Consider the following 24,134-nt stretch of genomic DNA (forward strand, 5'->3'; position numbering starts at 1 on the left):
GGCACTTGGAGGTCCCTTGAGTTGCACAAGCATCATCGCGCGCTGGGGTTAGCGCCCCTCTCGACCGCCGGCTCCACCGTGACCGGCCTCGACATCGCCAAGCAGGGTCCGGTTCAGCCGGTCACGCTCGTCCGTCCGCACGCCGCGGCACGGGCCGCCCGGTTCTTCGTCGAGAAGTTCCCGGGCAGGGCAATGTATGCCGTGAAGGCGAATCCCTCGCCCGAACTGCTGCGGATCCTGTGGGACAATGGCATCGCCACCTATGACGTGGCGTCGATCGGCGAGGTTCGCCTGGTCGCGCGCACGCTGCCGGAAGCGACGCTCTGCTTCATGCACCCGGTCAAGGCCGAGGAAGCGATCGAAGAGGCGTATTTCACGCACGGCGTCCGCACCTTCTCGCTCGACAGCCTCGAGGAGCTGGAGAAGATCGTCCGCGCCACCAGCCGCGACGGCGTGGCCGCGAGCGACCTGACGCTCTGCGTGCGCCTGCGCGTCTCGTCGGAGCATTCGAAACTCAGCCTCGCGTCGAAGTTCGGCGCCGGCCCGGGCGAAGCCGCCAAGCTGCTGTTCGAGACCCGCCAGGTCGCCGATGCGCTGGGCATCTGCTTCCATGTCGGTTCGCAGGCGATGTCGCCGGATGCCTATTCGAACGCGATGGAGCGCGTGCGCGCGGCGATCGTCGAGTCGGCCGTCACCGTGGACGTGATCGACGTCGGCGGCGGCTTCCCCTCGGTCTATCCGGGCATGACCCCGCCGCCGCTCGAAGCCTATTTCGAGACGATCCACCGCGCGTTCGAGAGCCTGCCGATCTCCTATTCGGCCGAGCTCTGGGCCGAGCCGGGCCGTGCGCTGTGCGCCGAGTACAGTTCGATCGTGGTGCGCGTGGAGCGCCGCCGCGGCGCGGAGCTGTACATCAACGACGGCGCCTATGGCACGCTGTTCGATGCAGCGCACATCGGCTGGAAGTTCCCGGTCGAGCTGCTGCGCGAGCCGGAATCGAACGCCAAGGACGTCGAGTTCAGCTTCTACGGCCCGACCTGCGACGATCTCGACTACATGAAGGGCCCGTTCCTTCTGCCGGCCGACACCCGTTCGGGCGATTATTTCGAGATCGGCATGCTGGGTGCCTATGGCTCGGCGATGCGCACCGCGTTCAACGGCTTCGGCACCGACGCGACCGTCACCGTGACGGACGAGCCGATGGCCTCGATGTATGTCGAGCTTTCGGAACGCCGCCCGGCGTGGAACGTCGTAAAGCTGTAACGTCACAGGTCTTTAAGTTCGTCACCCCCGCGAAGGCGGGGATCCATTCTGGCTGGTAACAGTGAGGCTCACTGCATTCGGCGAAAATGGATCCCCGCCTGCGCGGGGATGACGGATTGTTGTTTCGGGGCTATCGGCCCCGCATCTGGGTTACCGCGTCCCCTTTGAATGACGGCGGCATGGCAAGATATGGGAGACCCCATGACCGACACCCTCACCAAGACCGCGGCGGCCAACGCCCCGATCAACGACACCCGCAAGGCGGAACTGCTGTCGAAGCAGGTCAAGCACATCGACATCAAGTCGTTCGACGCGCGCCCGATCGTCGACGCGATGGCCGATATGAGCTTCACCAGCCGCGACCTCGGCCGCGCCACCAAGATCTACAACGACATGCTGGCCGACAAGGACTGCACCGTCGTCCTGGTGATCGCCGGCTCGACTTCGGCCGGCGGCTGCATGGACCTCTATGCCGAGCTGGTGCGCAACAACATGGTCGACGTGATCGTCGCCACCGGCGCCACCATCGTCGACATGGATTTCTTCGAGGGCCTGGGCCACAAGCACTATCAGGCGCTCGAGATCCCCGACGACGACACGCTGCGCTCGCTCTATATCGACCGCATCTACGACACCTACATCGACGAGGAGCAGCTCCAGGACTGCGACCACACGATCAACAAGATCGCGGAATCGCTCGATCCCAAGCCCTATTCGTCGCGCGCCTTCATCCGCGAGATGGGCAAGTATCTCGTCGAGCACGGCAAGAAGGACAACAGCCTGGTCAAGCTCGCCTATGAGCATGACGTGCCGATCTTCTGCCCGGCGTTCGTCGACTCGTCGGCCGGCTTCGGCCTGGTCAAGCACCAGGTGGACGCCGCCAAGGAAGGCCGTCCGTACATGGTGCTCGATGCCATCGCCGACTTCCGCGAGCTCACCGAGATCAAGATCCAGGCGGGCACCACCGGCCTGCTGATGATCGGCGGCGGCGTGCCGAAGAACTTCATCCAGGACACCGTCGTCTGCGCCGAGATCCTCGGCCATGAGGATGTGGAAGTGCACAAATACGCCGTGCAGATCACCGTCGCCGACGTGCGCGACGGCGCCTGCTCGTCCTCGACCCTCCAGGAGGCGGCGTCGTGGGGCAAGGTCAACACCGGCATCGAGCAGATGGTGTTCGCCGAAGCGGGCTCGGTCATGCCGCTGCTGGCGTCGGACGCCTATCATCGCGGCCATTGGCGCGAGCGCGTCAAGCGCGGCTGGGCGAAGCTGTTCGCCTGATCGCCTGCCTCAGGACGAAGGAAACGGGGCGGCCGGGGACATTCCCGGCCGCCCTTTTCCTTTGCCGGTCAGCGCACGAAGAAGGCGGTGCGCGCGACGCCCGCATTGTTGGTCGGCCCCATCCATGCGCGGACCTCGACTTCGTAGAGGCCGGAAGCCGTGGCCAGGAGGCTCGCGGCGAACGTGCCCGATACCGCGTCGAATTGCAGTCTCACCGGGCGAAAGGCCGTGCCGTTGACCGTCACATGGGCTTCGACCTCGGCATCGCTCGCTTGCCAGGGGCCATTTTGCGAGAGCGCGCAGCCGCACAACATGGTGACCCCCACGCGCAGCCCCACCCTCTCGCCCTTCTTCGTCCACTGATAGGCGACGGGATCGGCGATATCCACGATCAGCCCGGGCAGTTCGATCAGCCAGCCGTCCCCGGCGGTCAGGTGATGCCCGGGCAGGATCCATTGCGTGCTGGTCGCGGTCGTCACCGCCTGGGGCTGGCCGAGGGGGCCTGTCGCCTGCACCGTCACCCGGCGCGGGCGGTCGATGTCCAGCCGGGCCCGGAACACGGCGGAATCCGCGTCGGACTTCCTGGCGCCCCGTTCCCCGCCCATGATCCGCTGGGTGTCGCCCGTCGTGCCCGAAGTCGTGCCCTGTGCGAGCGTCTCGCCGGTATCGGCATCGGTCAGGACGATCCGGACAGGCGCGGCATAGCCGCCGAGGAACTTGGCACCGCGCGCGATCACGCGGACGTCCACATCGGTCGGATCGGCCATTGCCGGCTGGGCCAGGAAAGCGGCCGCGCACATCGCGAGACCCGGGCAGAAACGCATCGTCATGCTCCTCGAAGAAGAAAATGGATGGCATCGCATCAGTTGGCGGCCGGCGGCGAGGCAAGATCCCTGAGGATCGCCGCGATCCGCGCATTGCCCGGATCGAGCGCCAGCGCACGCGCATAGCTTGCGCGCGCGGCTTCGATGCGCCCCAGCGCGCGACAGGCTTCGCCAAGGCTGTCATGCGCGTTCGACGAACCGGGAAACCGCTGCACGTTCCACGCGAACGGGAACAGCGCGGCTTCCACGTCGAGGATCTGCATGGCGTCATAGCCGACGCGGTTCACGATCGCCTGGCGCCAGCGTCCGGAAGCGAGGCCGCGAAACAGCTCCTCCTCCCGCAGTTCGGTCGCGCGTGCAGCCCCCGGCATCACCAGATCGGCGAGCAGGGTCGCCAGCCGGTGCCGGTCGAAGGTCGAGCGCCCGCCATTGTCGAAATAGATCACGGTCGCACAATCGCCCGGATCCGCCGTCCGGAAGAAATGCCGCCAGACCAGGCGGACGTCGCCGCCATGGCCGACGATGGTGACGTCGCCGTGCCGGTAATATTCCCAGCCATGGCTGTGCCAGGCGGCCGCACCGCCAGGCATCGGAAAGGGCGCCCAGGACGCACGCAGCGCCCCGAGCGGCAACAGGTCGCCGCGCAGCAGCGCCTGGCTCCACCGCACCATGTCGGCCATCGTCGTGAAGACCCCCGTCGAACCGAACGCATAGTTCGGGATGGACGGCAGCGCGAATGGAGCCGGCGGCCCGCCGCGCCCGAGGATCGGCCGATAGCTCGATACCAGCCCCGGCAATCGCACCGCGCCGTCCGGATAGCCGGTATGATAGCCGGTGCGGCGCATCCCGGCCGCCCGGAACTGGCGGGCCGCCAGCGCGGTGAGCGCGGCGCCGCTGGCCTGCTCCAGCGCCATGCGGGCGAACAACATGTTGGTCTGGTTATAGTCGTTGCGGGTGCCGGTCGCGAAGCGCAGCGGCTTGTCGCGGACGGCAGCGAGCGCCTGGTCCTCGGTCGGCGCGACGAAATCCGGGATATAGTCCGGCAACCCCGACACATGGGCAAGCGCCTGCGCCAGCGTGATCCCGCGCCACGCTTCCGGCAGCCCGTCCCGGACCCGGGCGAGCGGCGTGGACAGGTCGAGCGCTCCGCGCCCGACGGCCTTCGCCAACTCGACGATCAGGAACAGCTTGGAGACGGAGAAGATGGGATAGACGGATCGGGCCGTGATCCGCGCGCCGGTATCGCGATCCGCCAATCCGGCGTGGCGGACATGGACGAGCCTGCCGCGCCGCAGCACCGCCGCGGAATAGCCGACCGTGCCATAGCCCGATGCCGTGGCGTCGAGCAGATCGTCCAGCCGCTTCGCCATCGACGCGCCGGCGAACGCGCACGCCGCCGGCATGGGGAGTGCCGACGCCGCCATCCCCGCCAGGCCGAGGCCCAGGACATGGCGCCGACCGGGCAGGAGCAGGTCATCCTCTGACGGCATTTGGCGATTCCCTTGCGTGATGCGTGTCGATCGGGAATCGGCTATCGTACCCGGCCGAAAGGGCCGAATGACATCTCGTGACCTGATCTGACATCGGGCGACCGGACCGGCATGGGCGTTTCTTTGTAGTGGACGATGTGATGCTTCGCTTCGACGATTTCCGCCTGGATCCTGCCGCGCTGCAGATCTTCCGGGGAGACGCGCAGCTCGATGCGCCGCCGCAGGTGGTGGAAGTCCTCGGCTATCTGATCGACAATGGCGGGCGGACCGTGGGCCGGCAGGAACTGCTCGATCGGTTCTGGCCCCGCGCCGGAACGGGCGGGGACGCATCGCTCAACACCTGTATCCGCCGCATCAGGGCCCTGCTCGGCGACGAGGCCGACACGCCGCGCTACATCCGGACGCGGCCGAGATCCGGCTATCGCTTCATCGGCGCGATCCAAGCCACAGCCGTGACCGGGCCGTCCCGCCGTCTTGGTCGCCTCGCGGCCGCGGGCGGCCTGTTCGCCGCCCTTGCCGTCGGCGGTGCCGTCTGGGCGCAGGCCACGGTCTTCCCGCCCCAGCACCGTATCGCCATCGAAGGGGTCCAGGGCCTGTGCGAATATGTGCTCTTCCCCAAGTTCAATGCGGGCCTGCGCGAGAGCTTCCTCGCCGAGGTCGGCAACGGCCTGCCCCGCGGCTATAGCGTCGCCACCACCGACAAGGGCGCCGATCTCCTCGCCCGCATCAGCGTGCGGCAGACGCCGCGTCAGACGGTCGTCGTGATCAATCTCGTCGATCGCGGCGGCGGGCGCCTGCTGTGGTCGGGGCAGTTCGTCGGGGCGACCGACACCAACGACTATCTGCCCCTGCAGCGCGCATTGGCGCGGCACATGGCGCGCGGGCTCCGAAAGGCGCTTGCCGAACGCGCCTGAAGCGTATCGCCGGCTATCCTCGACTTGCCTCGCTGCAACATGGCGGCATCAATCCGGATGCAGTGCACCGGCTGACGCATCAGTGAGAGATGAATGCCCCGTCTGACCGAAGCGACTGCCGCCAAGCGGCGCATGCACATATTGGATGCGACCGCGCATTGCCTGTTCGAACGCGGGCTGCTCGCCACTTCGGTCGACAATGTCTGCACCCAGGCCGGGATCAGCAAGGGCGCCTTCTACAGCCATTTCCCGAGCCGCGACGCGCTGATCCACGCCGTCACGGACATGCTCGCCGCCGAACTGGGTCCGATCGAGGATGGCAGCATAGCGACGCTGGCCGATTCGGTGTTCGAACGCCGGATCGCCCCCGCCCTCCCCCCGGCCCATGCCCGGTTTGGCATCGAGGTCACCGCCGCCAGCACGGGCGATAGCGGCCTGCGCGAGCGCAATACCGCCAATCTCGAGCGGCTCCGCCATGCGGTGGAAGCCGCGGCCCACCGCCTGATCGCCGCCGGCAAGGCACGGGCCGATGCCGATGCCGCCACGGTGGGCTGGCTGGTCCAGGCGCATGTGATGGGCGTGCTCTGCCGCAACGCGGTCTGGCCGGCGCAGGACGCGGCGGCGCTGCGCCGCGGCACGCATCTGCTCCTCGAAAGCCTGCTCGCGCCGGTTTAGTTGCATTTGCGAACCGATTGGGCCAGCCTCCCGGCTTCACACGCAGTGGGAGGGGCTGCAATGCATAGTCAAATCCTGGCGCCGGTGGTGGTGCTCGTCGCCTGGACGCTCGTCATGCTGGTCTGGACGATCGTCACCCGCGTTCCCGCGATGAAGGCGGCAGGCATCGACATGGGCAAGCTGATCGGCAGCAAGGGCACCGATGCCGACAAGGTGCTGCCACCGGCGGTCCAGTGGAAGGCACATAACTACAACCATCTGCACGAGCAGCCGACGCTGTTCTACGCGATCGCACTGACGCTCGCGCTGCTCGGCCAGGGCCAGGGCCCCAATCTGTGGCTCGCATGGGCCTATGTGCTCCTGCGCATCGCGCACAGCCTGGTACAGGCGACCTTCAACAAGGTCTCGGTCCGCTTCCTGTTCTTCCTGCTCTCCACCCTGGCGCTGGTGACGCTGACGGCGAGCGCGGGGGTGGCGGTCTTCGCACCGGCCATGACGGTGAGCGCCGGTTGAACAATCCTCCCCCTCCGGGGGGGGGGAAGGATTTTTGAGGACTAGCCGAACATCCGGTTCAGGCTGCGCTCCAGCATCAGCAGCTGCCAGAGCGTCCGGCCATGCTCCGCCCGCCCCGCCTTGTGATCGGCGGCGAGCTTCTCGATCGCGTGCAGGTCGAACCAGCCGGTGCTGGCGAGCAGCTTCGAGCGCCCCAGCGCAGCCGCCTCATCGGCCAGCGCCTTGCGGAACCAGGCGCTGATCGGCGTCACGAAGCCCATCTTCGGCCGGTAGAGCACATCCTTGGGCAGATAGGGCTCCAGCGCCTTCTTCATCAGCCACTTGCCCTGCCCCGCCCTGATCCGCAGCGACGGCGGCAGCGTCGCCATGAACTGGACGAGCCGATAGTCGAGCAGCGGCTCGCGCGCCTCCAGGCTCACCGCCATGCTCGTGCGGTCGACCTTGGTGAGGATATCGCCCGGCAGCCAGTGCCGGATATCGGCATATTGCGCACGGTCGAGCGCATCGCGGGCCGGCGCCTGGCGCATCGTATCGGTATAGCGCTGCTCGGCGCTGTGCCCGGCCAGCGCCTTTTTCATGGCATCCGAATAGAGCGCGTTGCGCAGCGCCGGGCCGGTGACGCCCACGGCCTTGGGATAGGCGAACTCGCCCCCTTCGGCCAGCGCCAGCAATGTCGTCTTCGCGCGGAACGGGCGCGGCGCCCAGTCCGCCTTGGGATAGAGCCGGCCGAGCATGCCGAACACATTCTCGCGCAGCCCCTGCGGCAGCAGCGCGCGCGCGCGTTCCTCGGCGGCGAAGAACCGGTAGCGGCGATAGCCGGCCAGCGCCTCGTCCGCGCCGTCGCCCGACAGCGCCACCGTCACGCTCTCGCGCGCCAGTTCGCACACCCGGTAGGTCGGCAGCGCCGAGGCGTCGGCAAAGGGCTCGTCGAACGCGCCCACCAGCGTGTCGATCAGCGCGAAATCGTCCGCCGCCACCTTGCGCGTCCGATGCGCGGTGGCGAAGCGCTCGGCGACCATCTGGGCATAGCCGGTCTCGTCATGATCCGCCTCGTCGAAGCCGATCGTGCAGGTCTTCACCGCCGCCTTGCTCGCCTCGGCCATCAGCGCCACCACTGCCGAGCTGTCGACGCCGCCCGAGAGGAACGCGCCGAGCGGCACATCGGCGATCATGCGCGCGCGCACCGCGCTCCGCATCAGGTCGATCAGTTCGGCCTCGAGGTCGCGCAGCTTGCCGCTTGCGCGCTGCGAGAAGTCGATATCCCACCAGCGCTGCGGCTGCGGCACCGGCTTGCCGCGCTCCAGCAACAGGAAATGCCCCGCCGGCAGCTTGCGCACCCCCGCCAGGATCGAGGAATCGTCGGGCACATAGCCAAGCCCCAGATAGTCCTCGACCGCCTTGAAGTCCGGCGTACGCCGGAACAGCGGATGCGCGAGCAGCCCCTTCAGCTCCGAGGCGAAGGCGAGCGCTCCGTCCGACAGCTCGGCATAATGGAGCGGCTTCACGCCGAACCGGTCGCGCGCCAGGAACAGGCTCTGGGCACCGGCGTCATAGAGCGCGAAGGCGAACATGCCGTTCAGACGGTCGAGCATCCGCGGGCCCCAGGCCCGCCAGCCGTGCAGCAGCACCTCGGTATCGCTGTCGGTGGCGAAGCGGGCGCCCTTGGCCTCCAGCTCGGCGCGCACTTCCCGGAAATTGTAGATCTCGCCATTGTAGGTGACGACCAGGCCCTGGTCGGGCGTGGCCATCGGCTGGATGCCGCCTTCGAGGTCGATGATCGCGAGGCGCCGATGCCCCAGCCCCACGCCCGCGCTGGTCCATACCCCCGAGCCGTCCGGTCCGCGATGGACCAGCGCATCGGTCATCTGCACGATGCGCGCGGGGTCCACCGGCTTGGCGAGGGCGGGATAATACAGGCCGGCGATGCCGCACATTCAGCGATGATTCCTCATATGTGCCGGCTTAGCCCGCCTCCCTCCTGCCGTCATCCCTGCGATGGCGGGGATGACGGCAGGAGGGAAGTCAGCGCACCCCTGCCATGCGATCGGCGAGGTTCTCCACGGGACCAAGCGCGCCCAGGAAGTCCTGGATCGTCGCATGGGCGCCCTTGTCGCTCCCCTGCTCGGCCGAGAGCAGCACCGCCACGCCGGCCTGGCTGCCGCCGAGCAGCTTGGTCTTCAGCGTCTCCAGCTTCACGCGCTTGTCGCTGCCGGTCAGCACGCCGCCGATCCGGTACCAGGTGACCACTTCGCGCTCGATGCGGCCGGGGCCTGTCATGCGCAGCGCGGCGCCGCGGCGGATGGGCCCTAGATCCTCGATCTTCACCCAGCGATCATTCTCGCGGATCGCACCGATACCGAAGCCGACCAGCTCGCGCCCCTCGTGCTGCGTCGCATAGACCGCTACCGCCAGGTCGACGCTCCGGCCCGTCGCATCGGCATAGCGGCCGATCAGGAAATGGTCCGCGCCCGGGAAGTTGGGCGACCAGGCCGCGCGAATGCTGGAGGGCACGCGGTGCCAGCCGGGCACATCGGGCAGCGCCACGCGTGCCGGCACGGGCGCCGCGCGCGCATCGTTGAAGCTGGACCAGCCGAGGAACAGGCTTGCCACCAGCAGCACCAGCAGCCCCGCGACCGGCGCATCCGCCCGGCGGGCCGGCACCGCCTGCAGCGCCGCGGGATCGAACCAGCGCGCATCGGGGTCGCGATCGAACCATTTCCAGCCGATCGCCAGCACCGCGGCCATCACCAGCGCGAAGAACACCCAGCCATAGACGATATGGTCGAACCCCGTCGCCGCCTCCACCGAAGTCCACCAGGCCGCATAGATCGTCCCGAAGGCGCGCAGGCCGTTGGCGAGGATCGGCACCACGATCGCCGCGACCAGAAAGGCCGCGCGCCGGCGCCACGAGACATAGCAGACATTGGCCACCAGCACGCCGAACGCGATCATCGCGATCACGAACTTGGCGCCCGAACAGGCCTCGGCCACTTCGAAATAGCCGTTGGAAGTGGTGATGAGCACGCCGTCCACGCTGGCGGGCACGCCGAACAGATGCAGCATCGGCATCACCATCGCGATGGTGATGTCCTGTAGCGGCCCTTCGAGGAAATCGCCGAAGGGCACCAGGAACGCCATGTAGCAGAGCGGGAAGAGCAGCGCCCGGGCGACGTTCGGCCCCAGCACGGTCACCACTGCGCCCTGGAGCATCAGCGCCAGCCCGGCGTGGCGGAACAGCGCCACGCCCGCGGCATCGCCCACCATCCAGCCGAACCCGCCCGCCGCGACGACCGCCAGGCCGGGCCACCAGCCCTGCGGCGCCACCCGGGCAAGCTCGGCCCGGCGCTGCCATACCAGCCAGGCGATCACCGGCGCGATGAACAGGCAATGCCCGAACGTGGTGTTGGTCCAGTAGATCGTCGCCAGGTCCGCGGTGTCGCGGTGGAAGATCGCCAGCAGCGCCAGCCACACGCCGGCCAGGATCGCGGCATGCCGCTTCCAGCGCGCGTCGAACACGGCAACTGCGGGCCCCTTGCTGCTGGCACCCACGCCTGAGGGGATCGATATCTCGGCCAAGCAAATTCTCCCGTCATCCCCGCGGGGACGCCGGGAGAATAGCCGGGAATGACGAAGAAATGGGTAACGGAGACAGCGAATTACGCCGCCCGGCGCGGCTTCTTCGGCACGTCGGTGATACGGGAGACGCGCTCTTCCTTGGCGGGGCGCAGCGGCTGGCCGAGCACTTCGTCGAGCGGGCTCAGCCGCGCTTCCCAGCTGTAGCGGTCGATCACGCGCTGCCGCGCCGCCTCGCCCAGCTCGGCCGCCTTGCGGCGGTTGGAGAGCAGCCGGGTGACGTGCTCCGCCATCTCGCCCACCGTCGCGCCCACCAGGATCGTGCCGCCATGGTCGATGCCCGTCGCGGCGGCTTCGCTCGCCACCACCGGCCGCGCCATCGCCATGCCCTCGAGCACCTTGTTCTGGATGCCCCGCGCCAGCTTGAGCGGCGCGACCACCACCGCGGCCTGGGCCAGCCAGCCGCGCACGTCGGGCACTTCGCCGATCACCGCCACGCCCGGATGCCTGGCCAGCGCCTTCACTGCGTCGGTCGGGTTGCGGCCGACGATGATGAAGCGCGCGTCGGGATGGGCCAGGCGGATATGCGGCAGGATCGTCTCGACGAACCAGGTCACTCCCTCGATGTTCGGGCGATAGTCCATCTGGCCGGTGAAGACGATCGTCGACCCCATCACGTCGACGCGCTTGAAATGCGCCGAGGGATCGAAATAGTCGGTGTCGATGCCGTTCTCGATCACGTGCACCCGGTCGGCGCCGGTGCGCTGGCGGAACAGCTCCGCCTCCGCCTCGCTCACGAACAGGTTCGCATCGGCCCGCCCCGCGATCGCCTTTTCGTGCGCAAGCAGCAGCCGCGCCTCGCGGCCCAGCATCCAGCCCATCGGGCCCTTGCTGCTCTTGGCATAGGCGGCGAACTTGGCCGAATCCATGTCGACAAAGTCCATGATCACGCGCTGGCGCGGCCGCGGCGGAAGATATTGCGCCATCTGGCTCGAGAAGACGTAGATCGTGTCGATCCGGTGGCGCTCGAGGATGTTCTCCACCGCCTGGCGCAGCGCATCATTGTCGAACGCGGTGAGCGACACCGGCCGGTGCTGGACCAGCGCCTGGAACCCCGCCACCAGCTGCGACTTGGCCCGCCACACGATCGAGCGGTTGCCGGTATATTTGGTCAGCCCGCCCTTCTGCTTCAGGTCGGCCGGGTCGTCGGCAAAGGCGATCAGGTGGACGCGCTTCTTCGTCGAGAGATATTTCAGGATGTTGAAGCCGCGGATCTTGTCCCCCCGGTCGGGCGGATAGGGAACGCGGTGCGCGAGGAAGAGGATGTCGCCCATCAGCCGAGACCCTTCGCGATCAGGGGACCCGCGCGATTGGCGATCCACAGGGGCAGCTTGCTCCAGACGCGCACCTGGAGCGAATATTTCGGGTTCACCGGGCTCGCGTCGCGCGCCTTGGCGCCCTCCGCCACCCGCTCGTAATAGGTCAGCGGCTGCGGATCGAAGCCCCAGTTCTTCTTGAACGAAGCGGCGCCGGTGCCGGTCTTGGAGCGGCCGAAATCGAAGCGCCGGCAGCCGCGGGTGCGGGCATGGCGCATCAGCTCGAAATACATGCGGTCGTTGGCACGCAGCGCGCGCGCTTCCCGCGTGCCGCCTCCCCAATAGGGATACACGGTGCCGTTCCAGTAAAGGCTCAAGACACTCGACACTGCCACCCCGCCGCGGCGGACTATAAGCACGTCCGCCGAATTGCCAAATTCGCGTAAAACCTCGGAAAACAGAGTCCGGGGAAATACGGGCGTGCCGAGATTGCGGACCGACTCGGCATAGACGGCATAATGGGCCGCGATGTCGCCGGGATTACAGCCGGTCGCGACGTCGAGGTCGTTCTCCAGCGCCTTGCGCACTTCGGCGCGCTGCTTGCGCGGGATGGCCGCGAGCTGCGCGGCGTCGTCTTCGGCCAGCGCATGCACGAAGCCGAGATAGCGCGTGTCGTCCACCCGCCATTCCGGCCCGGGCAGCGGCCCGCCGCGCACTTCCACCACCGGGCATTTCCGCTGGCCGGCGAGGGTCCACGCCGCCTCGGCCAGTTGCGGGACGATGCGCGGATCGTGGGTCAGGATTCCGCCGCCCACGCCGAACCCCGCCGATGCCAGCACGTTGCCGAACAGCGGCGAGCGGATCTCGGTCAGCGGCATCACGCCGGCCAGGTCGCCCCCGGCATTCTCGGCGACCAGATAATGGCTCCGCTGCCCGCAGCCCCGCGCCACCGCGACGCTCCAGGCCGGCAAGTGGAAGGGCGTGCCCTCGGGGTGGTCGTGCACGAACGCCCCGATCCGCGCCCGCTCGATCGCGTCGCCCAGATCGGCGATGCGCAGCGCCACGGGCTTGGCCAGCAGAGGCGCGTTCACTTGCGCCGCTCCGCCTTCAGCCGCTTCGCTTCGCGGCTCGCGATCTCGTCCATCCGTCCCCATGCGTGCCCCGCGATCAGCGTCTCGAGCTTGCCCGCCATCGCGCCCAGCCGGCTATAATGGCGCAGCTTCGACTTGAACGGCGCATCCTGCACCCGCGGCTGGCCCGGGTCGATCTCCCAGGGATGGAAATAGAAGATGGCGGGGCGCGCCGCGTCGTTCGCCGCGCGCACCGCGCGATAGGTCACTTCGCCCGGCAGCAGGCGGAAGAAGCCGCCACCGGTGGTCACTTCGCGGCCCAGGAAACGCGCCAGCGTGATCGGGATCTCGACCAGCTCGGCACCCGGCACCGGCCAGAAGGCTCCACGCGGCGCATCGTGCCAGCCATAATGATCGTGCTTCACCGGCGCGACGCTGGAGGAATAGGCATAGCCCGACTCGGCCAGCACTTCATGCGCCCAGGGCGTACGGCGGTCGATCGAGAAGCTCGGCGCGCGATAGCCGGTCACCCGGGTTCCGCTCGCATCCTCCAGCGCCCTTCTGGCGGTGGCCAGGTCGGCGCGGAACTGCTCGGGGCCCATGGTGAAGACGCGCTGATGGTCCCAGCCATGGCTGGCGACTTCGTGCCCGGCCTCGGCGATGCGGCGGATCAGCGCGGGATAGCGCTCCGCCACCCAGCCGAGCGTGAAGAAAGTTGCCTTCACGCCGCCCGCCTCGAACAGCGCAAGCACCTTGTCGGTGTTCGCCTCGACCCGGTGCTCGAGCGAATCCCACGCGTCGCGCCGGATCGTGTTCTCGAAGGCACCGACCTGGAACCAGTCCTCGACATCGACCGAGAGGGCGTTGACCACCATGCGGATCAGGCCGCGTTCCCGCGGATGGCCGAAAGGTCGGGACGGCGGCCCTGTCCTTCGCCCTGCTCCACCCAGTCGACCAGCAGCCCCAGCACGCGGCGCAGCGCCTCGTCCTGGTCGCGTACCTGGCCCTCCAGTTCGGTGATGCGGCGCTGCAGCGCCGGATCGTTCGCCGGCACGGCCATTTCGGGGCGCAGCGGCACCGGATCGGCGGGGCGCGGCGGCGGCACCGGGGCGCCCATCGGCATCGGCGCGACATCGGTCAGTTCATAGGGTTCCGGCTGCGGCGCGGGCGCGGGCGCGAGCACAGGCGCGGGCGCGGGCGAAGGTGCCGGCACCGCCACCGGCGCGGGCCGATAGCCCGAGACCGGCGTGTCGTCGTTCAGGTCCGCGATCACTGCGGCCAGTTCGTGCGCGCCGAACGTCTCCATCTCCTCGACCGCGCCGAACAGCAGCACGCGGCTGGCAAGCTGGTTGATCCGGCGCGGGCTGCCGCCCGACCAGCGATGGATCGCCGCCACCGCATCGTTGGTGAAGCGCGGCTTGCCCCGCCAGCCGACGCACGAAAGGCGGTGGATCAGATAGGGCTCGACTTCATCCGCCTGCATCGGCTGGAGGTGGTGCATCGCAATCACGCGCTGGCGCAGCTGTTCGAGACGGGGATCGCTCAACGTGAGACGGAACTCGGGCTGGCCGAGCAGGAAGATCTGCAGCAGCGGATAGCCGCCGGCCTGGAAGTTGGAGAGCATGCGCAGCTCCTCCAGGCTCTCGATCGGCAGGGACTGCGCCTCGTCGACCACCACCAGCGTGCGTCGCCCGGTGCGTGCGACGGTGTGCAGCCCGCGCTCGATCGCGCCCAGCATCTCGGCCTTGTTGAGGTTCGACGAGTCGATCCCCAGCCCCTGGCAGACCAGCCGCAGCAGATCCTCGGGGCGCAGCTGGGTCGAGACGATCTTGATCACGTTCAACCGCTCGCGATCGATCTCGCCCAGCAGATGGCCCATCAGCGTGGTCTTGCCCACGCCGGGATCGCCGGTGATCACCACAAAGCCCTCGCCCTGGCTGAGGCCATAGCCGAGATAGGCCATGGCCTTGCGGTGGGTGGCCGTGTCGAACCAGAATTTCGGATCCGGGGTCAGCTGGAAGGGCCGGCCGCTCAATCCGTAATGGTCGTCGTACATGTGCTTCGTCCCGACGCTTAGAAACCGTAACGCAATCCCAGCAGCGCCTGGGCGCTGGCCGAGCTCTGGCCCTCCCGCTCGAACCCGAACACGCCCGCGGAAAGGGTCGCGCCCAGCCGCCCGAAGCGATGGGTATAGGCCGTATTCGCTCCCCAACCGTAAATCCCGTCATTCCCCGGAATGTCGCTATTGTAATAGCTGCCGAGGATGCTGCCCTGAAGGGCGCCGTTCGGGCCCACATCGGTGGAGGCGAAGAGCTGGGCGTAGATGCTGGTGTCGCTGGTGCCGTTGGTGGTGAAGGCAGTGCCGCCCGCCGGCGCGATGAAGTCGCGCCGCGCCCAGCCGCCGCCGATGCCGAAACGGGTGCCGCCGCGGCCGGCGACCGCCACCGCAGTCACGCCGCGCGCGCGATAGGCCGAGGTCGCCGCCGAGGCGAAGACCCCGTTCATGCAGCCGCCCGCCGCCGCGCCCGTGGTGCCGTAGACACAGCCCGAGAACTGGTTGCCGAACGGATCGGTGGTGCTGGCGAGCGCGGTCGGCAGCGTGGCGAGCTGGCCGTTCAGCTGCTGGCCGAAGGTCTGCACCGTGTCATAGACGCCGATCTGGATGCCGCTGCCCGGGCTCGCCTGATAGCTGAGCGAGCCGGTATAGCTCATCGAGCCGTAGCGGCGGCCGACGCGCGCCTCCAGGAAGGTGCGCCGGCTCGGCCGCCAGATCACGCCCGCGTCCCAGAACACGCCGTCCAGGTCATAGGCGATGCGGCGCGGCGAATTGGGATCGGTCTTGAAGCGCCCCGCCCCGTCGACCACCGGGTTTCCGGCGGTATCGCGCAGCGGGTCGCGCTGGGTGATCTTGATCTGCTCATAGCCGACGCCGCCTGCCACGGCGAGGCCCTGCGCCACCGGCAGCACCACGTCGCCGCGGCCATATTTGCCCTCGAAGCGCTGGTCGAGCTGGCCGGCATCCTCGCGCGTGTAGGACCCGCTGGCAGTGATGCCGACGGGCAGCACGGTGCCCGATTTCACGCCGACGCTGGCGGTTGCGACATGCACCTTGGAATCGTCGTAATTGTCGAGCCGCGGCTGACCCGGCGCCACGCCGGTCTGCCCGGGCGCCTCGACCTTGGTGTAGCCGAAGCGATAGGCGCCGTTGACGAACATCGGCCCCAGATGCGTCGCCACGTTCGGCCCGATATAGCCCGAGAAGACCTGGGCCGAATTGCTGAAATTGCCGACATTGCTGGTCTGCACGTCGCCCCGGATGTCCGAGCGGGTGCGCGTCGCGATACCGCCCGCCTCGATCGAGAAGCCCGGCGCCACCTTCGCCTTCACGGTCGCCAGACCGCTGTGCGTGTGATCGTTGTTCAGCTTGTTCTGATAATCGAACCGGTGCTCGTAGCGATAGCTAACCTGCACCTCGACGCGGCGCGACTGGACCGAGGCGTCGATCCCCGCGCCGATCGTTGAATAGGTCAGCACGTCGCCGCCGTTGAGATCGGCCGCGACCACCTGGCTCGCATCGATATACGGCGTGATGCGCGCGCGCTGCGCGCTGGCCGGCGCGGCGGCCATGACGGCGGCGAGCGCCGCGCCCGTGACGATGAGCCGCTTCACCGGCCTTCCTCCCCATATTCGTAATAGCTGCCGAACCGCCGCCCGCCCGGCTGGAACGACACGGAATTGAGCACGAGCTGGATATGCTCGCAGGCATCGAGCGTGTTCACCGCCTGGCGCAGATCGCCCTCGCTGGTCCTGTCGGCGCGCACGACGAGCATCACCTGCCCCACGTGCAGCGCCAGCACCGATGCGGGGGACGCGGCCAGCGCGGGCGGCGAATCGAAGATCACGATGCGGCGCGGATTGGCCTCGGCCAGCCCGTCGAGCAGTGCGCGGGCACGATCGCTCGCCAGCAGCTCGGTGTCGCTGATGGAGCGCGCGCCGGCCGGCAGCACCGAAAGCTGCGGCACGTCGGTGTCGATGATGCAGTCCTCGACGCTCGCCACCGATCCCGCCAGCACGTCGAGCAGGCCCGGGCCGTCCGGCAGGCCCAGGCGCGGCAGCACGTCCGGCTTGGGGAAGTCGGCATCGACCAGCAGCACCTCGACGTCCTTCTCGGTCGCCATCGAGAGCGCGAGGTTGATCGCGCAGAAGGTCTTGCCCTCGCCCGGCTGGGCCGAGCAGACCAGGATCATGCGGGCGCGGTCGGCCGCCTTGGCGGTATCCTTGGCGGCAACGGCGCGGGCGGTGAGCAGCAGCTGGCGCTTCACCATGCGGAACTCCTCGGCCAGCGGCGTGATCGCCGCGCCGGGCATCAGCATCCCGCCCTGTTCGAGCACGTCGCGGTCGAGCGACGCCGTGCGGCGTCCGGCCGGGCGTGCGGTTGCGATCTGCGGCTCGGGCTCGGCCGGGATGCCGCGCGCGAGCGCCGGCTGCACCGGTTCGGGAGCAGGCTCGGGCTCGATGATGGGTTCGGGCACCTGCTGCACCCGGGCCGGCTCGGGCGGCGGCGGCACGGGCGCCGGCTCGACCTGGGCTTCGGGCTGCGGCACCGGGGGCTGCGGCACCGGCGGCGGGGCCACCACCGCGGGTTGCGCCGCCGGAGCCATGGCGCGCTTGCGCACCGGCGGCGGGGCCGGCGTTTCCTCCGGCGCCTCGATCGGCGGGGGCGCATAATGGAACGAAGACGCCGCCCGTTCGAGCAGCGACCCCTTGAGCCGGCGGGGAGTCTGGTCGTTCATCTCAGGCTCCCATGCCGCGTTGGAGGAACTCGACGCCGATCAGCCCGACATAGGCGAAGCACAAGGCGGCCAGCCCGCCGGCGAACAGCACCAGCTTCCTGCGGCGCATCGCGGTCTGCGCCGCGGTCACCACTTCGCCGATCGCGCCGATCACCGGCATGCCGCTCGCTTTTTCGAGCTTGGCGGCGGTCGGGAAGGTCGTCGTCAGCTTCCCCAGCGCGAAGGCCGCGGCCAGGCCGGCGCCCAGGCCGGCGATCAGCACGCCGGTGAGCAGCAGCGGCCGGTTGGGCGAGCTCGGTGCGCGCGGCTGGGTGGGCGGATCGACCACGTTGAACTTGTCGGCATCGGCGACATTCTGCGCCTGGCTCGCGATCTTCATCTGCTCGCGCTGGGCGAGCAGCGTGTCATACTGGCCCTTGAGCACCTGATATTGGCGCTCGATCTCGCCCTGTTCGGCGGCCACGCCCGGCGCTTCGGCCATCTTCGCCTGGAGCAGGTTGAGGTCGCCTTCGATCTGCGCCTTGCGCTGGATCAGCGCGGCGACGGTCGCCTGCTTGTCGGCCCGCATCGATTGCAGGCCGATATAGACCGGATTGGAAGCGCCGGCCGAAGCGCCGCTCACCACCGGTTCGCGCGCCGCCGCACTCTGTGCCGCAGCGAGCTGGTTCTTCAGCGCGATCACGTCGGGATGGCTGTCGGTATAGCCCTTGGCCCGCGCGTCGGCGAGCTGGCCCTGGATCGCCGCGAGCCGCGCCCGCGCCGGGCCGGTCACCGCGCCGCCGCCGGCGCCGGCGACATTGGCCGGGGTGCTCGCCATCTGGGCGTTGACGACGTTGAGGCTCGACTGCGCCGCCGCCAGATCGGACTGGATCTGGGCGAGCTGGGTGCGCGCCGCCGAGACGCGATCGTCGATCGACCCGGTGCCGGGCAGCGAACCGAGATAGCGGTTCTGGAAGTCCGCCTTCTTCGCCTCGGCGTCCGCGAGCTGCTTCTGCCGCGCGTCGAGCTGCTGGTCCATGAAGTCGAGCGACTGGCTCGACTGGTCGCGATTGTCAGAGAGGTTCGCCTCGACGAAGATGTCGATCAGCTTCTGGGTGATCTGGCGGGCGAGCTTGCCGCTCGGCGCGGTTACGCTGATCTCGAACAGATTGTCCTGCTGCGCGGTCAGCTTGATCGCCTTCTGGAGGCCGGCCACCCGGTCCGCCACGTCGCGGTCGGTCGCCACGGTGCGGGCCAGGTCGGTGCCGCGCACCACCTTCTCCAGGTTCACCGCCGCGGTCAGCGTCTGGCGGACCCGGTCGAGATCCTTTTGCTGGTTGAGCGCCGTCGTCCCGTCGGTCGGGATGATCTGGCGCAGCTGCACGAAGATGCGCGCGCGCGATTCATAGTTGTTGGGCATCTGCGACACCACCAGCCAGCCGGCCAGGCAGATGCCCCAGGCCACCGCCAGCGCCACCCAGCGCCGCTGCCAGATCGCGTGCAGTGCGCCGCGCAGCTCGTCGTAGAGGCTCCCCACCCGCGCTACCTCAGAACATGCTCGTGGGGATGATGATCACGTCGCCCGGCTCGAGCTTGACGTTCGCCTTGATGTCGCCGTTCTTCAGCAGGTCGCCCAGGCGTACCTTGTATTCGGTCTGCTTGCCGGTCTGCCGGTCGTAGCGCACCAGCCGCGCGCGATTGCCCGCCGCGAACTCGCTGAGGCCGCCCACCGCGATCATCGCGTCGAGCAGGGTCATGTTGGCGCGATAGGGGATCGAGGCCGGCTTCTCGGTCGCGCCGACGACGCGGACCTGCTGGCTGTATGTCCCGTTGAAATTCTCGACGATCACCGAGACGATCGGATCCTTGATATACTCGCTCAGCGCGAATTTCAGGTCGTCCGCCAGCATCGCCGGAGTCTTGCCCACCGCCGGCATGTCGCTGATCAGCGGCACGGTGATGCGGCCGTCGGGGCGCACCTGCACCTTCGCCGACAGTTCGGGATTGCGCCACACGAAGATCTGGAGCTGGTCCATCGGGCCGATGACATATTCGTCGCTCGGCACTTCGCGCTGCGTCACCGCAGCCGCGGGCGGCAGCTCCGGGCGGCCGCCCCCGCCGCCGCACCCCGCCAGCAGCGCCGCCGCCGCGCCGAGAGCCAGAATTGTCCTGCCGAAACCGATGAAACGCATGCCGAGCTCCTTTCCCGGCGGGCAGACGCGCCGCCGACGTCTCGGCAGCAACCCGCACAGGATCACGCTCAGCTATGGGGGCGAGAGGTAAATATCGGGTTAGGCCTTGCGGACCGTTCGTCGCCTTATCCCGATGGGGCACGCATTCCCGGAGCGGGACCGCGCCCGCTCAGGCGCAACGCCCTCCCCGATATCGCTCCCGAAGATGAACGGTCGTCTGGTCGATGCTCGGATACACGGTAGTCGCATTGACGTTGATGCTGTCGAGCTGGCGCAGGATGTGCGCCTTGTCGGTGATCGTGATCCGGGAAATCGCCATGCCCTCCTGGCCATCCTCGGAAAGCGTCGCGTCATGCCCGTAGAGCAGGAAGGCTCCCGCCTGCGACTTGATCCGCGTGTTGGTTCGCTTCGCCTTCACGCAAACGATCGACCTGAGATCGTCGGGGACCATGCGAGGCTCGAAGAAGCCCTTTTCCGACTTGATGTGATGCAACAGCTTCCCGGCGACCTCGGTTTTGTTGAACGCCTCCATAGCGAGGTTCAAGTTCATGGCGTTCTTCTGCTCGAACGTCAGGTTGGAGATGTTGGCCAGGCAGCTCACCGTATCGGAGTCGTAATATTTCACGTCGTCCGATCGCACGCGAAAGACGATGACTTCACCGTCGACGTCGCTCGGCCCGTCCCTCCCGTGACAGGCGAAGAACAGCGCAACCAGCGGATTGCTCGAAATATCCAGGAGCCGGGTCGGCAGCCCGTAATGCTGCATGCGGACCAGGCGGTCGAAGCAATATTGATCGGCCTGGAACTCGTCATAATGGGCAATGAGCAACTCTTTGCAGAGCCGGTCCTCGTTCGGCATGAACTGCCATGCGCCATCGGCCGATTTCCGCAAGAGAGACGGCGTCAGCTCGAAGCGCGCATCGTCATGCCCGCGAAAGAAGCTTTCGGTGTCCTCGTCGCTGGACGGCTCGCCGTCGGCCTGCCCATCGCCGGACAGCTTGTACAGCAGTTGCAGGAAGGCCTCGACGCTGCCGGCGACGCCGAGCGTCTCCCGGATACGCGGCGGCGGTGCCGCGGCCCCCGGCTCGACTTGCTGCGCGACCAGTTCCGCGAGAACCGGTTTGAGGCCCGGCTTCAGTTTCGCCAACTCGGCCAAGATCGCCTGCGCATCCCCCGCCCTGACGGCCCAATGCGTGCGAAAGAGCTGATAGGCATCGGCGCCGAACAGGTCACGGGCCTGGTCGAGGTCGGCAAAGTCGACCTCGCCGAAATCGATGAGCGTCTCGAACCGGGTGGACACTTCTCTCCGCCCCGCCTCGGTTTCGTCGATCCGGCCATATTTGACGAGCATCGAGACGCCTTCGCCCCTGCCCTTGCGGATGACCTCGCTGCAGAGGAAAGTGGGCAGCTTCTCCAGGAAGGCGACGGCGCTTGCGTCCAGATCGCCAAGCCGCTCCTCGATGTCGGTGGGCGTATATTCGAACATGCGCGCCCGGTTCATCCCGATCGCCTTGATCTTCCCCTCGACATAATCGGGGTTACCGAAAGCTATGTAATTGAAGTTATCCGACATATTTACTCTGCCCAGGCGTTGCCCCGCCTAACCATGGCCGTCGGAGTCGCGGCAATGGCCGCCACGGGGAATTTTTGGACCGGAATGAACGGATGCGCCGGCGACCGCGGAACCATTTCCGCAACGGCGCGTTCCGAGGCGGGATATGTTGCACTGACGCAACAACACGCAACTCCATTTTTGCCCGCGGCAAGCTTTCCTTTGTATCAATTCCCAGTGAGTTGGTAGAGATTTTGCACACCATAAGAAAAGGTGGGCATCCCATGCGTTTCCGTTCCTCGTCGCTCCTCGCCATCGCCACCACCCTGGCGTTCGCCGTGCCGCCTGCCTTCGCGCAGGATACCGCCGAGCCGCAGGCCGATCAGGCACCGCCGCCCGAAGACACGCAGATCGTGGTCACCGGCACCCGCGCCCAGGGCCGCTCGCGGCTCGACACCGCCTCGCCGGTCGACGTGCTGAGCGGCACCGCGCTGCGCAACCAGGGCACGACCGAGCTCGGCGCCGCCCTTGCCGCCATCGCCCCCTCGATCGACTTCCCGCGCCCCTCGGCGGTGGACGGCACCGACGCGATCCGCCCCGCCACCTTGCGCGGCCTTTCGCCCGACCAGACGCTGGTCCTGATCAACGGCGTGCGCGCCAACGCCTCGGCGCTGCTCAACATCAACGGCTCGGTCGGGCGCGGCGCCGCCGCCGTCGACCTCAACACCATCCCCGCCACCGCGCTCGAGCGGATCGAAGTGCTGCGCGACGGCGCCTCGGCGCAATATGGCTCGGACGCGATCGCCGGCGTGATCAACGTCCGCCTGCGCGAGGCGCGCTCGGGCGGCGGCGCCACCGCCACCTATGGCTTCTACGCCACCGACATCGACACTGCGCGCGGCAGCCGCTCGGTCACCGGCGAACCTGCCTTCACTGCCTCGGCCTGGCAGGGCATCGGCTTCGGCGAGGACGGCTATGTCACGCTCTCGGGCGAGTATCTCAACCGCGAGGCGACCAATCGCGCCGATTTCGATCCGCGCGTCACCCCAAGCCGCGTCACCGGCCGCTTCGGCGATCCCGCGGTCGAGCAATATACCGGCTATATCAACGCCGGCACCGGCATCGGCGACAATTTCAAGCTCTATGGCTGGTTCGGCTATCAGGACCGCGACAGCCGCAGCGCCGCCTTCCCGCGCCTGCCCGCCGCCGCCGGCGCCGTCTCGGGCATCTACCCGAACGGCTTCCTGCCGATCATCAACACCAAGTCGACCAACGCAAACGGCGCGCTCGGCATCAAGGGCGACCTCGCCGGCTGGGATGTCGATCTCAACGTCGCATATGGCCGCAACAAGATCGCCTATTACACCCGCAATTCGGCGAACTATGCCTATGGCAACGCCTCGCCGACCAGCTTCTATGACGGCGCGCTGATCTACGACCAGTGGGTGGCCGGGCTCGACGTGTCGCGCAAGTTCGACGTGTTCCAGTCGCTGAACGTCGCCTTCGGCATCGAAGGGCGCCGCGAGGGCTTCAAGATCACGCCGGGCGAGCCGGCTTCCTGGAATTATCCCGCCACCGGCGCCGTGCCGGGCCAGGCGCCGGGTGCGCAGGGCTTTGGCGGCTTCTCCCCGCTCAACGCCATCGAGCGCAGCCGCAAGAACGTCTCGGGCTATCTCGATATCGAGGCCCAGATCACCGACAAGCTGCTGATCGGCCTGGCCGGCCGCGGCGAACATTATACCGATTTCGGCGACACGGCGACCGGCAAGGTCTCGCTGCGCTACGACATCGCGCCCTGGTTCGCGCTGCGCGGCACCGCCTCGACCGGCTTCCGCGCGCCGAGCCTGCAGCAGCAATATTTCACCTCGATCGCCTCGGTAGTCCAGAACGGGTCGCCGGTCCTCACCGGCACCTTCCCCTCGGTAAGCGTCGTCGGCGCCGCGCTGGGCGGCCTGCCGCTCGAGCCCGAACGCTCCACCAACCTCTCGGTCGGCACGGTGATCCGTTCGGGCGGGTTCGACCTGACGATCGATGCCTATCAGATCCGCCTGCGCAACCAGCTCGCGCTTTCGGAGAATATCCAGGCGAGCTTCAGTCCCCAGGTCGCGGCACTGCTCGCCAGCACCAATACCGGCGCCCAGGCCGCGCGCTTCTTCATCAACGGCCTGCGCTCGCGCGTCCGCGGCATCGATGCGGTGGCGCATTACCGCCTGCCCACCGGCGATGCCGGCACGTTCGACTTCACGATCGCGGGCAATCTCAACCAGACCAAGGTCGACCGCAGCAGCATTCCCACCTCGACCGGCACGATCAACCCCGCGCCGGTCCTGTTCGCCCGCAGCCGCATCCTCACGATCGAGCAGGGCACGCCGGGCCAGAAGGTGACGGGTTCGATCGACTGGTCGCTGGACAAGCTCGCGATCACCGCGCGGGCAAGCTATTATGGCGACGTCAACCAGCCGGGCACCACGCCGGCGGCGGACATCCATAGCGGCCGCCACACCATCACTGATCTAGAGCTGCGTTATCAAGCGCTTAAGGGCGCACAGTTCGCACTCGGCGTTAACAATCTGTTCGACGTGTATCCGGACTATACCATCGCTGCGAACAACAGCACCGGCGTGGTCGGCTTCCCCTATTACTCGCCCTTCGGCTTTGGCGGGCGCTACGTCTATGCGCGGCTCGGCCTGAGCTGGTGA

The 24,134-nt window shown here is 68.0% G+C and carries 19 protein-coding genes; 6 read left to right on the plus strand and 13 right to left on the minus strand.

Annotated elements, in window-relative coordinates; genetic code table 11:
* The first annotated feature begins 21 nt into the window (after positions 1-21).
* On the plus strand, positions 22-1,263 hold the full coding sequence (locus BGP17_RS17500; protein WP_167298352.1) for a type III PLP-dependent enzyme: 1,242 nt from the start codon (positions 22-24) through the stop codon (positions 1,261-1,263).
* Between the two features lie 201 nt (positions 1,264-1,464).
* Positions 1,465-2,544, plus strand: a complete 1,080-nt coding sequence (locus BGP17_RS17505) for a 1,9-bis(guanidino)-5-aza-nonane synthase (RefSeq protein WP_167298351.1) — start codon at positions 1,465-1,467, stop codon at positions 2,542-2,544.
* A 68-nt stretch (positions 2,545-2,612) separates the two neighbouring features.
* Here the strand turns inward: BGP17_RS17505 and BGP17_RS17510 are convergent, their stop codons facing one another.
* Together BGP17_RS17510 and BGP17_RS17515 are read right to left on the minus strand one after the other, a co-directional pair.
* A complete protein-coding gene (locus tag BGP17_RS17510) occupies positions 2,613-3,368 on the minus strand; it encodes a hypothetical protein (RefSeq protein ID WP_286712897.1) in 756 nt (251 codons plus the stop codon).
* 38 nt (positions 3,369-3,406) lie between these two features.
* Positions 3,407-4,858 (minus strand): serine hydrolase domain-containing protein, encoded by a 1,452-nt coding sequence (locus BGP17_RS17515; protein WP_286712898.1) that lies wholly within the window; start codon positions 4,856-4,858, stop codon positions 3,407-3,409.
* 140 nt (positions 4,859-4,998) lie between these two features.
* Between BGP17_RS17515 and BGP17_RS17520 the strand changes: the two genes are divergently transcribed.
* From BGP17_RS17520 to BGP17_RS17530, 3 genes are all read left to right on the plus strand, one after another.
* Complete coding sequence (locus tag BGP17_RS17520; RefSeq protein WP_286712899.1) at positions 4,999-5,772, plus strand: winged helix-turn-helix domain-containing protein; 774 nt, start codon at positions 4,999-5,001, stop codon at positions 5,770-5,772.
* A 93-nt stretch (positions 5,773-5,865) separates the two neighbouring features.
* On the plus strand, positions 5,866-6,447 hold the full coding sequence (locus BGP17_RS17525) for a TetR/AcrR family transcriptional regulator (protein ID WP_167298347.1): 582 nt from the start codon (positions 5,866-5,868) through the stop codon (positions 6,445-6,447).
* A gap of 60 nt (positions 6,448-6,507) precedes the next feature.
* Positions 6,508-6,960 (plus strand): MAPEG family protein, encoded by a 453-nt coding sequence (locus tag BGP17_RS17530; protein ID WP_167298346.1) that lies wholly within the window; start codon positions 6,508-6,510, stop codon positions 6,958-6,960.
* A 41-nt stretch (positions 6,961-7,001) separates the two neighbouring features.
* Here the strand turns inward: BGP17_RS17530 and BGP17_RS17535 are convergent, their stop codons facing one another.
* From BGP17_RS17535 to BGP17_RS17585, 11 genes are all read right to left on the minus strand, one after another.
* Positions 7,002-8,894 (minus strand): XrtA/PEP-CTERM system amidotransferase, encoded by a 1,893-nt coding sequence (locus BGP17_RS17535; RefSeq protein WP_286712900.1) that lies wholly within the window; start codon positions 8,892-8,894, stop codon positions 7,002-7,004.
* 88 nt (positions 8,895-8,982) lie between these two features.
* The gene (gene xrtA, locus BGP17_RS17540) at positions 8,983-10,536 is read right to left on the minus strand and encodes an exosortase A (protein WP_353681883.1); all 1,554 of its coding nucleotides are present in this window, start codon (positions 10,534-10,536) and stop codon (positions 8,983-8,985) included.
* An 80-nt stretch (positions 10,537-10,616) separates the two neighbouring features.
* Positions 10,617-11,867: a TIGR03087 family PEP-CTERM/XrtA system glycosyltransferase gene (locus tag BGP17_RS17545; RefSeq protein ID WP_167298344.1), complete on the minus strand. Its 1,251-nt coding sequence runs from the start codon at positions 11,865-11,867 to the stop codon at positions 10,617-10,619.
* Entirely contained in the window at positions 11,867-12,940 is a 1,074-nt protein-coding gene (locus tag BGP17_RS17550) for a FemAB family XrtA/PEP-CTERM system-associated protein (protein ID WP_286712902.1), read from the minus strand. Before BGP17_RS17550 ends, BGP17_RS17545 begins: the two co-directional genes overlap by 1 nt.
* Positions 12,937-13,794 (minus strand): XrtA system polysaccharide deacetylase, encoded by an 858-nt coding sequence (locus tag BGP17_RS17555; RefSeq protein WP_286712903.1) that lies wholly within the window; start codon positions 13,792-13,794, stop codon positions 12,937-12,939. Before BGP17_RS17555 ends, BGP17_RS17550 begins: the two co-directional genes overlap by 4 nt.
* Positions 13,795-13,799: 5 nt before the next feature.
* On the minus strand, positions 13,800-14,975 hold the full coding sequence (locus tag BGP17_RS17560; RefSeq protein ID WP_286712905.1) for an ExeA family protein: 1,176 nt from the start codon (positions 14,973-14,975) through the stop codon (positions 13,800-13,802).
* Positions 14,976-14,992: 17 nt separating this feature from the next.
* A complete protein-coding gene (locus BGP17_RS17565) occupies positions 14,993-16,588 on the minus strand; it encodes a hypothetical protein (protein WP_286712907.1) in 1,596 nt (531 codons plus the stop codon).
* Entirely contained in the window at positions 16,585-17,712 is a 1,128-nt protein-coding gene (locus BGP17_RS17570) for an AAA family ATPase (protein WP_286712909.1), read from the minus strand. The genes BGP17_RS17565 and BGP17_RS17570 overlap by 4 nt, the downstream gene beginning before the upstream one ends.
* A gap of 1 nt (position 17,713) precedes the next feature.
* Positions 17,714-19,228 carry an XrtA system polysaccharide chain length determinant gene (locus BGP17_RS17575; RefSeq protein WP_167298341.1) on the minus strand — a complete coding sequence of 505 codons (1,515 nt, stop codon included), beginning with the start codon at positions 19,226-19,228 and terminating at the stop codon, positions 17,714-17,716.
* A gap of 10 nt (positions 19,229-19,238) precedes the next feature.
* Positions 19,239-19,883: an XrtA/PEP-CTERM system exopolysaccharide export protein gene (locus BGP17_RS17580; protein WP_086129062.1), complete on the minus strand. Its 645-nt coding sequence runs from the start codon at positions 19,881-19,883 to the stop codon at positions 19,239-19,241.
* Between the two features lie 169 nt (positions 19,884-20,052).
* Positions 20,053-21,234, minus strand: a complete 1,182-nt coding sequence (locus tag BGP17_RS17585) for an FRG domain-containing protein (RefSeq protein WP_286712910.1) — start codon at positions 21,232-21,234, stop codon at positions 20,053-20,055.
* A 485-nt stretch (positions 21,235-21,719) separates the two neighbouring features.
* On the opposite strand from BGP17_RS17585, the gene BGP17_RS17590 reads away from it, so the two are divergent.
* The gene (locus tag BGP17_RS17590) at positions 21,720-24,134 is read left to right on the plus strand and encodes a TonB-dependent receptor plug domain-containing protein (RefSeq protein WP_167298340.1); all 2,415 of its coding nucleotides are present in this window, start codon (positions 21,720-21,722) and stop codon (positions 24,132-24,134) included.

This window comes from Sphingomonas sp. 67-41 (genome assembly GCF_001899725.1).
GTDB classification, from domain to species: Bacteria; Pseudomonadota; Alphaproteobacteria; order Sphingomonadales; family Sphingomonadaceae; genus Sphingomonas; species Sphingomonas leidyi.

Bases quoted from the DNA above. Each gene is read 5' to 3' on its own strand.
- BGP17_RS17585 (WP_286712910.1), bottom strand. From the start codon at position 21,234: ATGCTCGTCAAATATGGCCGGATCGACGAAACCGAGGCGGGGCGGAGA.
- BGP17_RS17535 (WP_286712900.1), bottom strand. From the start codon at position 8,894: ATGTGCGGCATCGCCGGCCTGTATTATCCCGCCCTCGCCAAGCCGGTG.
- BGP17_RS17555 (WP_286712903.1), bottom strand. From the start codon at position 13,794: ATGGTGGTCAACGCCCTCTCGGTCGATGTCGAGGACTGGTTCCAGGTC.
- BGP17_RS17515 (WP_286712898.1), bottom strand. From the start codon at position 4,858: ATGCCGTCAGAGGATGACCTGCTCCTGCCCGGTCGGCGCCATGTCCTG.
- BGP17_RS17525 (WP_167298347.1), top strand. From the start codon at position 5,866: ATGCCCCGTCTGACCGAAGCGACTGCCGCCAAGCGGCGCATGCACATA.
- BGP17_RS17590 (WP_167298340.1), top strand. From the start codon at position 21,720: ATGCGTTTCCGTTCCTCGTCGCTCCTCGCCATCGCCACCACCCTGGCG.
- BGP17_RS17530 (WP_167298346.1), top strand. From the start codon at position 6,508: ATGCATAGTCAAATCCTGGCGCCGGTGGTGGTGCTCGTCGCCTGGACG.
- BGP17_RS17505 (WP_167298351.1), top strand. From the start codon at position 1,465: ATGACCGACACCCTCACCAAGACCGCGGCGGCCAACGCCCCGATCAAC.
- BGP17_RS17580 (WP_086129062.1), bottom strand. From the start codon at position 19,883: ATGCGTTTCATCGGTTTCGGCAGGACAATTCTGGCTCTCGGCGCGGCG.
- BGP17_RS17560 (WP_286712905.1), bottom strand. From the start codon at position 14,975: ATGTACGACGACCATTACGGATTGAGCGGCCGGCCCTTCCAGCTGACC.
- BGP17_RS17510 (WP_286712897.1), bottom strand. From the start codon at position 3,368: ATGCGTTTCTGCCCGGGTCTCGCGATGTGCGCGGCCGCTTTCCTGGCC.
- BGP17_RS17570 (WP_286712909.1), bottom strand. From the start codon at position 17,712: ATGAACGACCAGACTCCCCGCCGGCTCAAGGGGTCGCTGCTCGAACGG.
- BGP17_RS17545 (WP_167298344.1), bottom strand. From the start codon at position 11,867: ATGGGCGACATCCTCTTCCTCGCGCACCGCGTTCCCTATCCGCCCGAC.
- BGP17_RS17520 (WP_286712899.1), top strand. From the start codon at position 4,999: ATGCTTCGCTTCGACGATTTCCGCCTGGATCCTGCCGCGCTGCAGATC.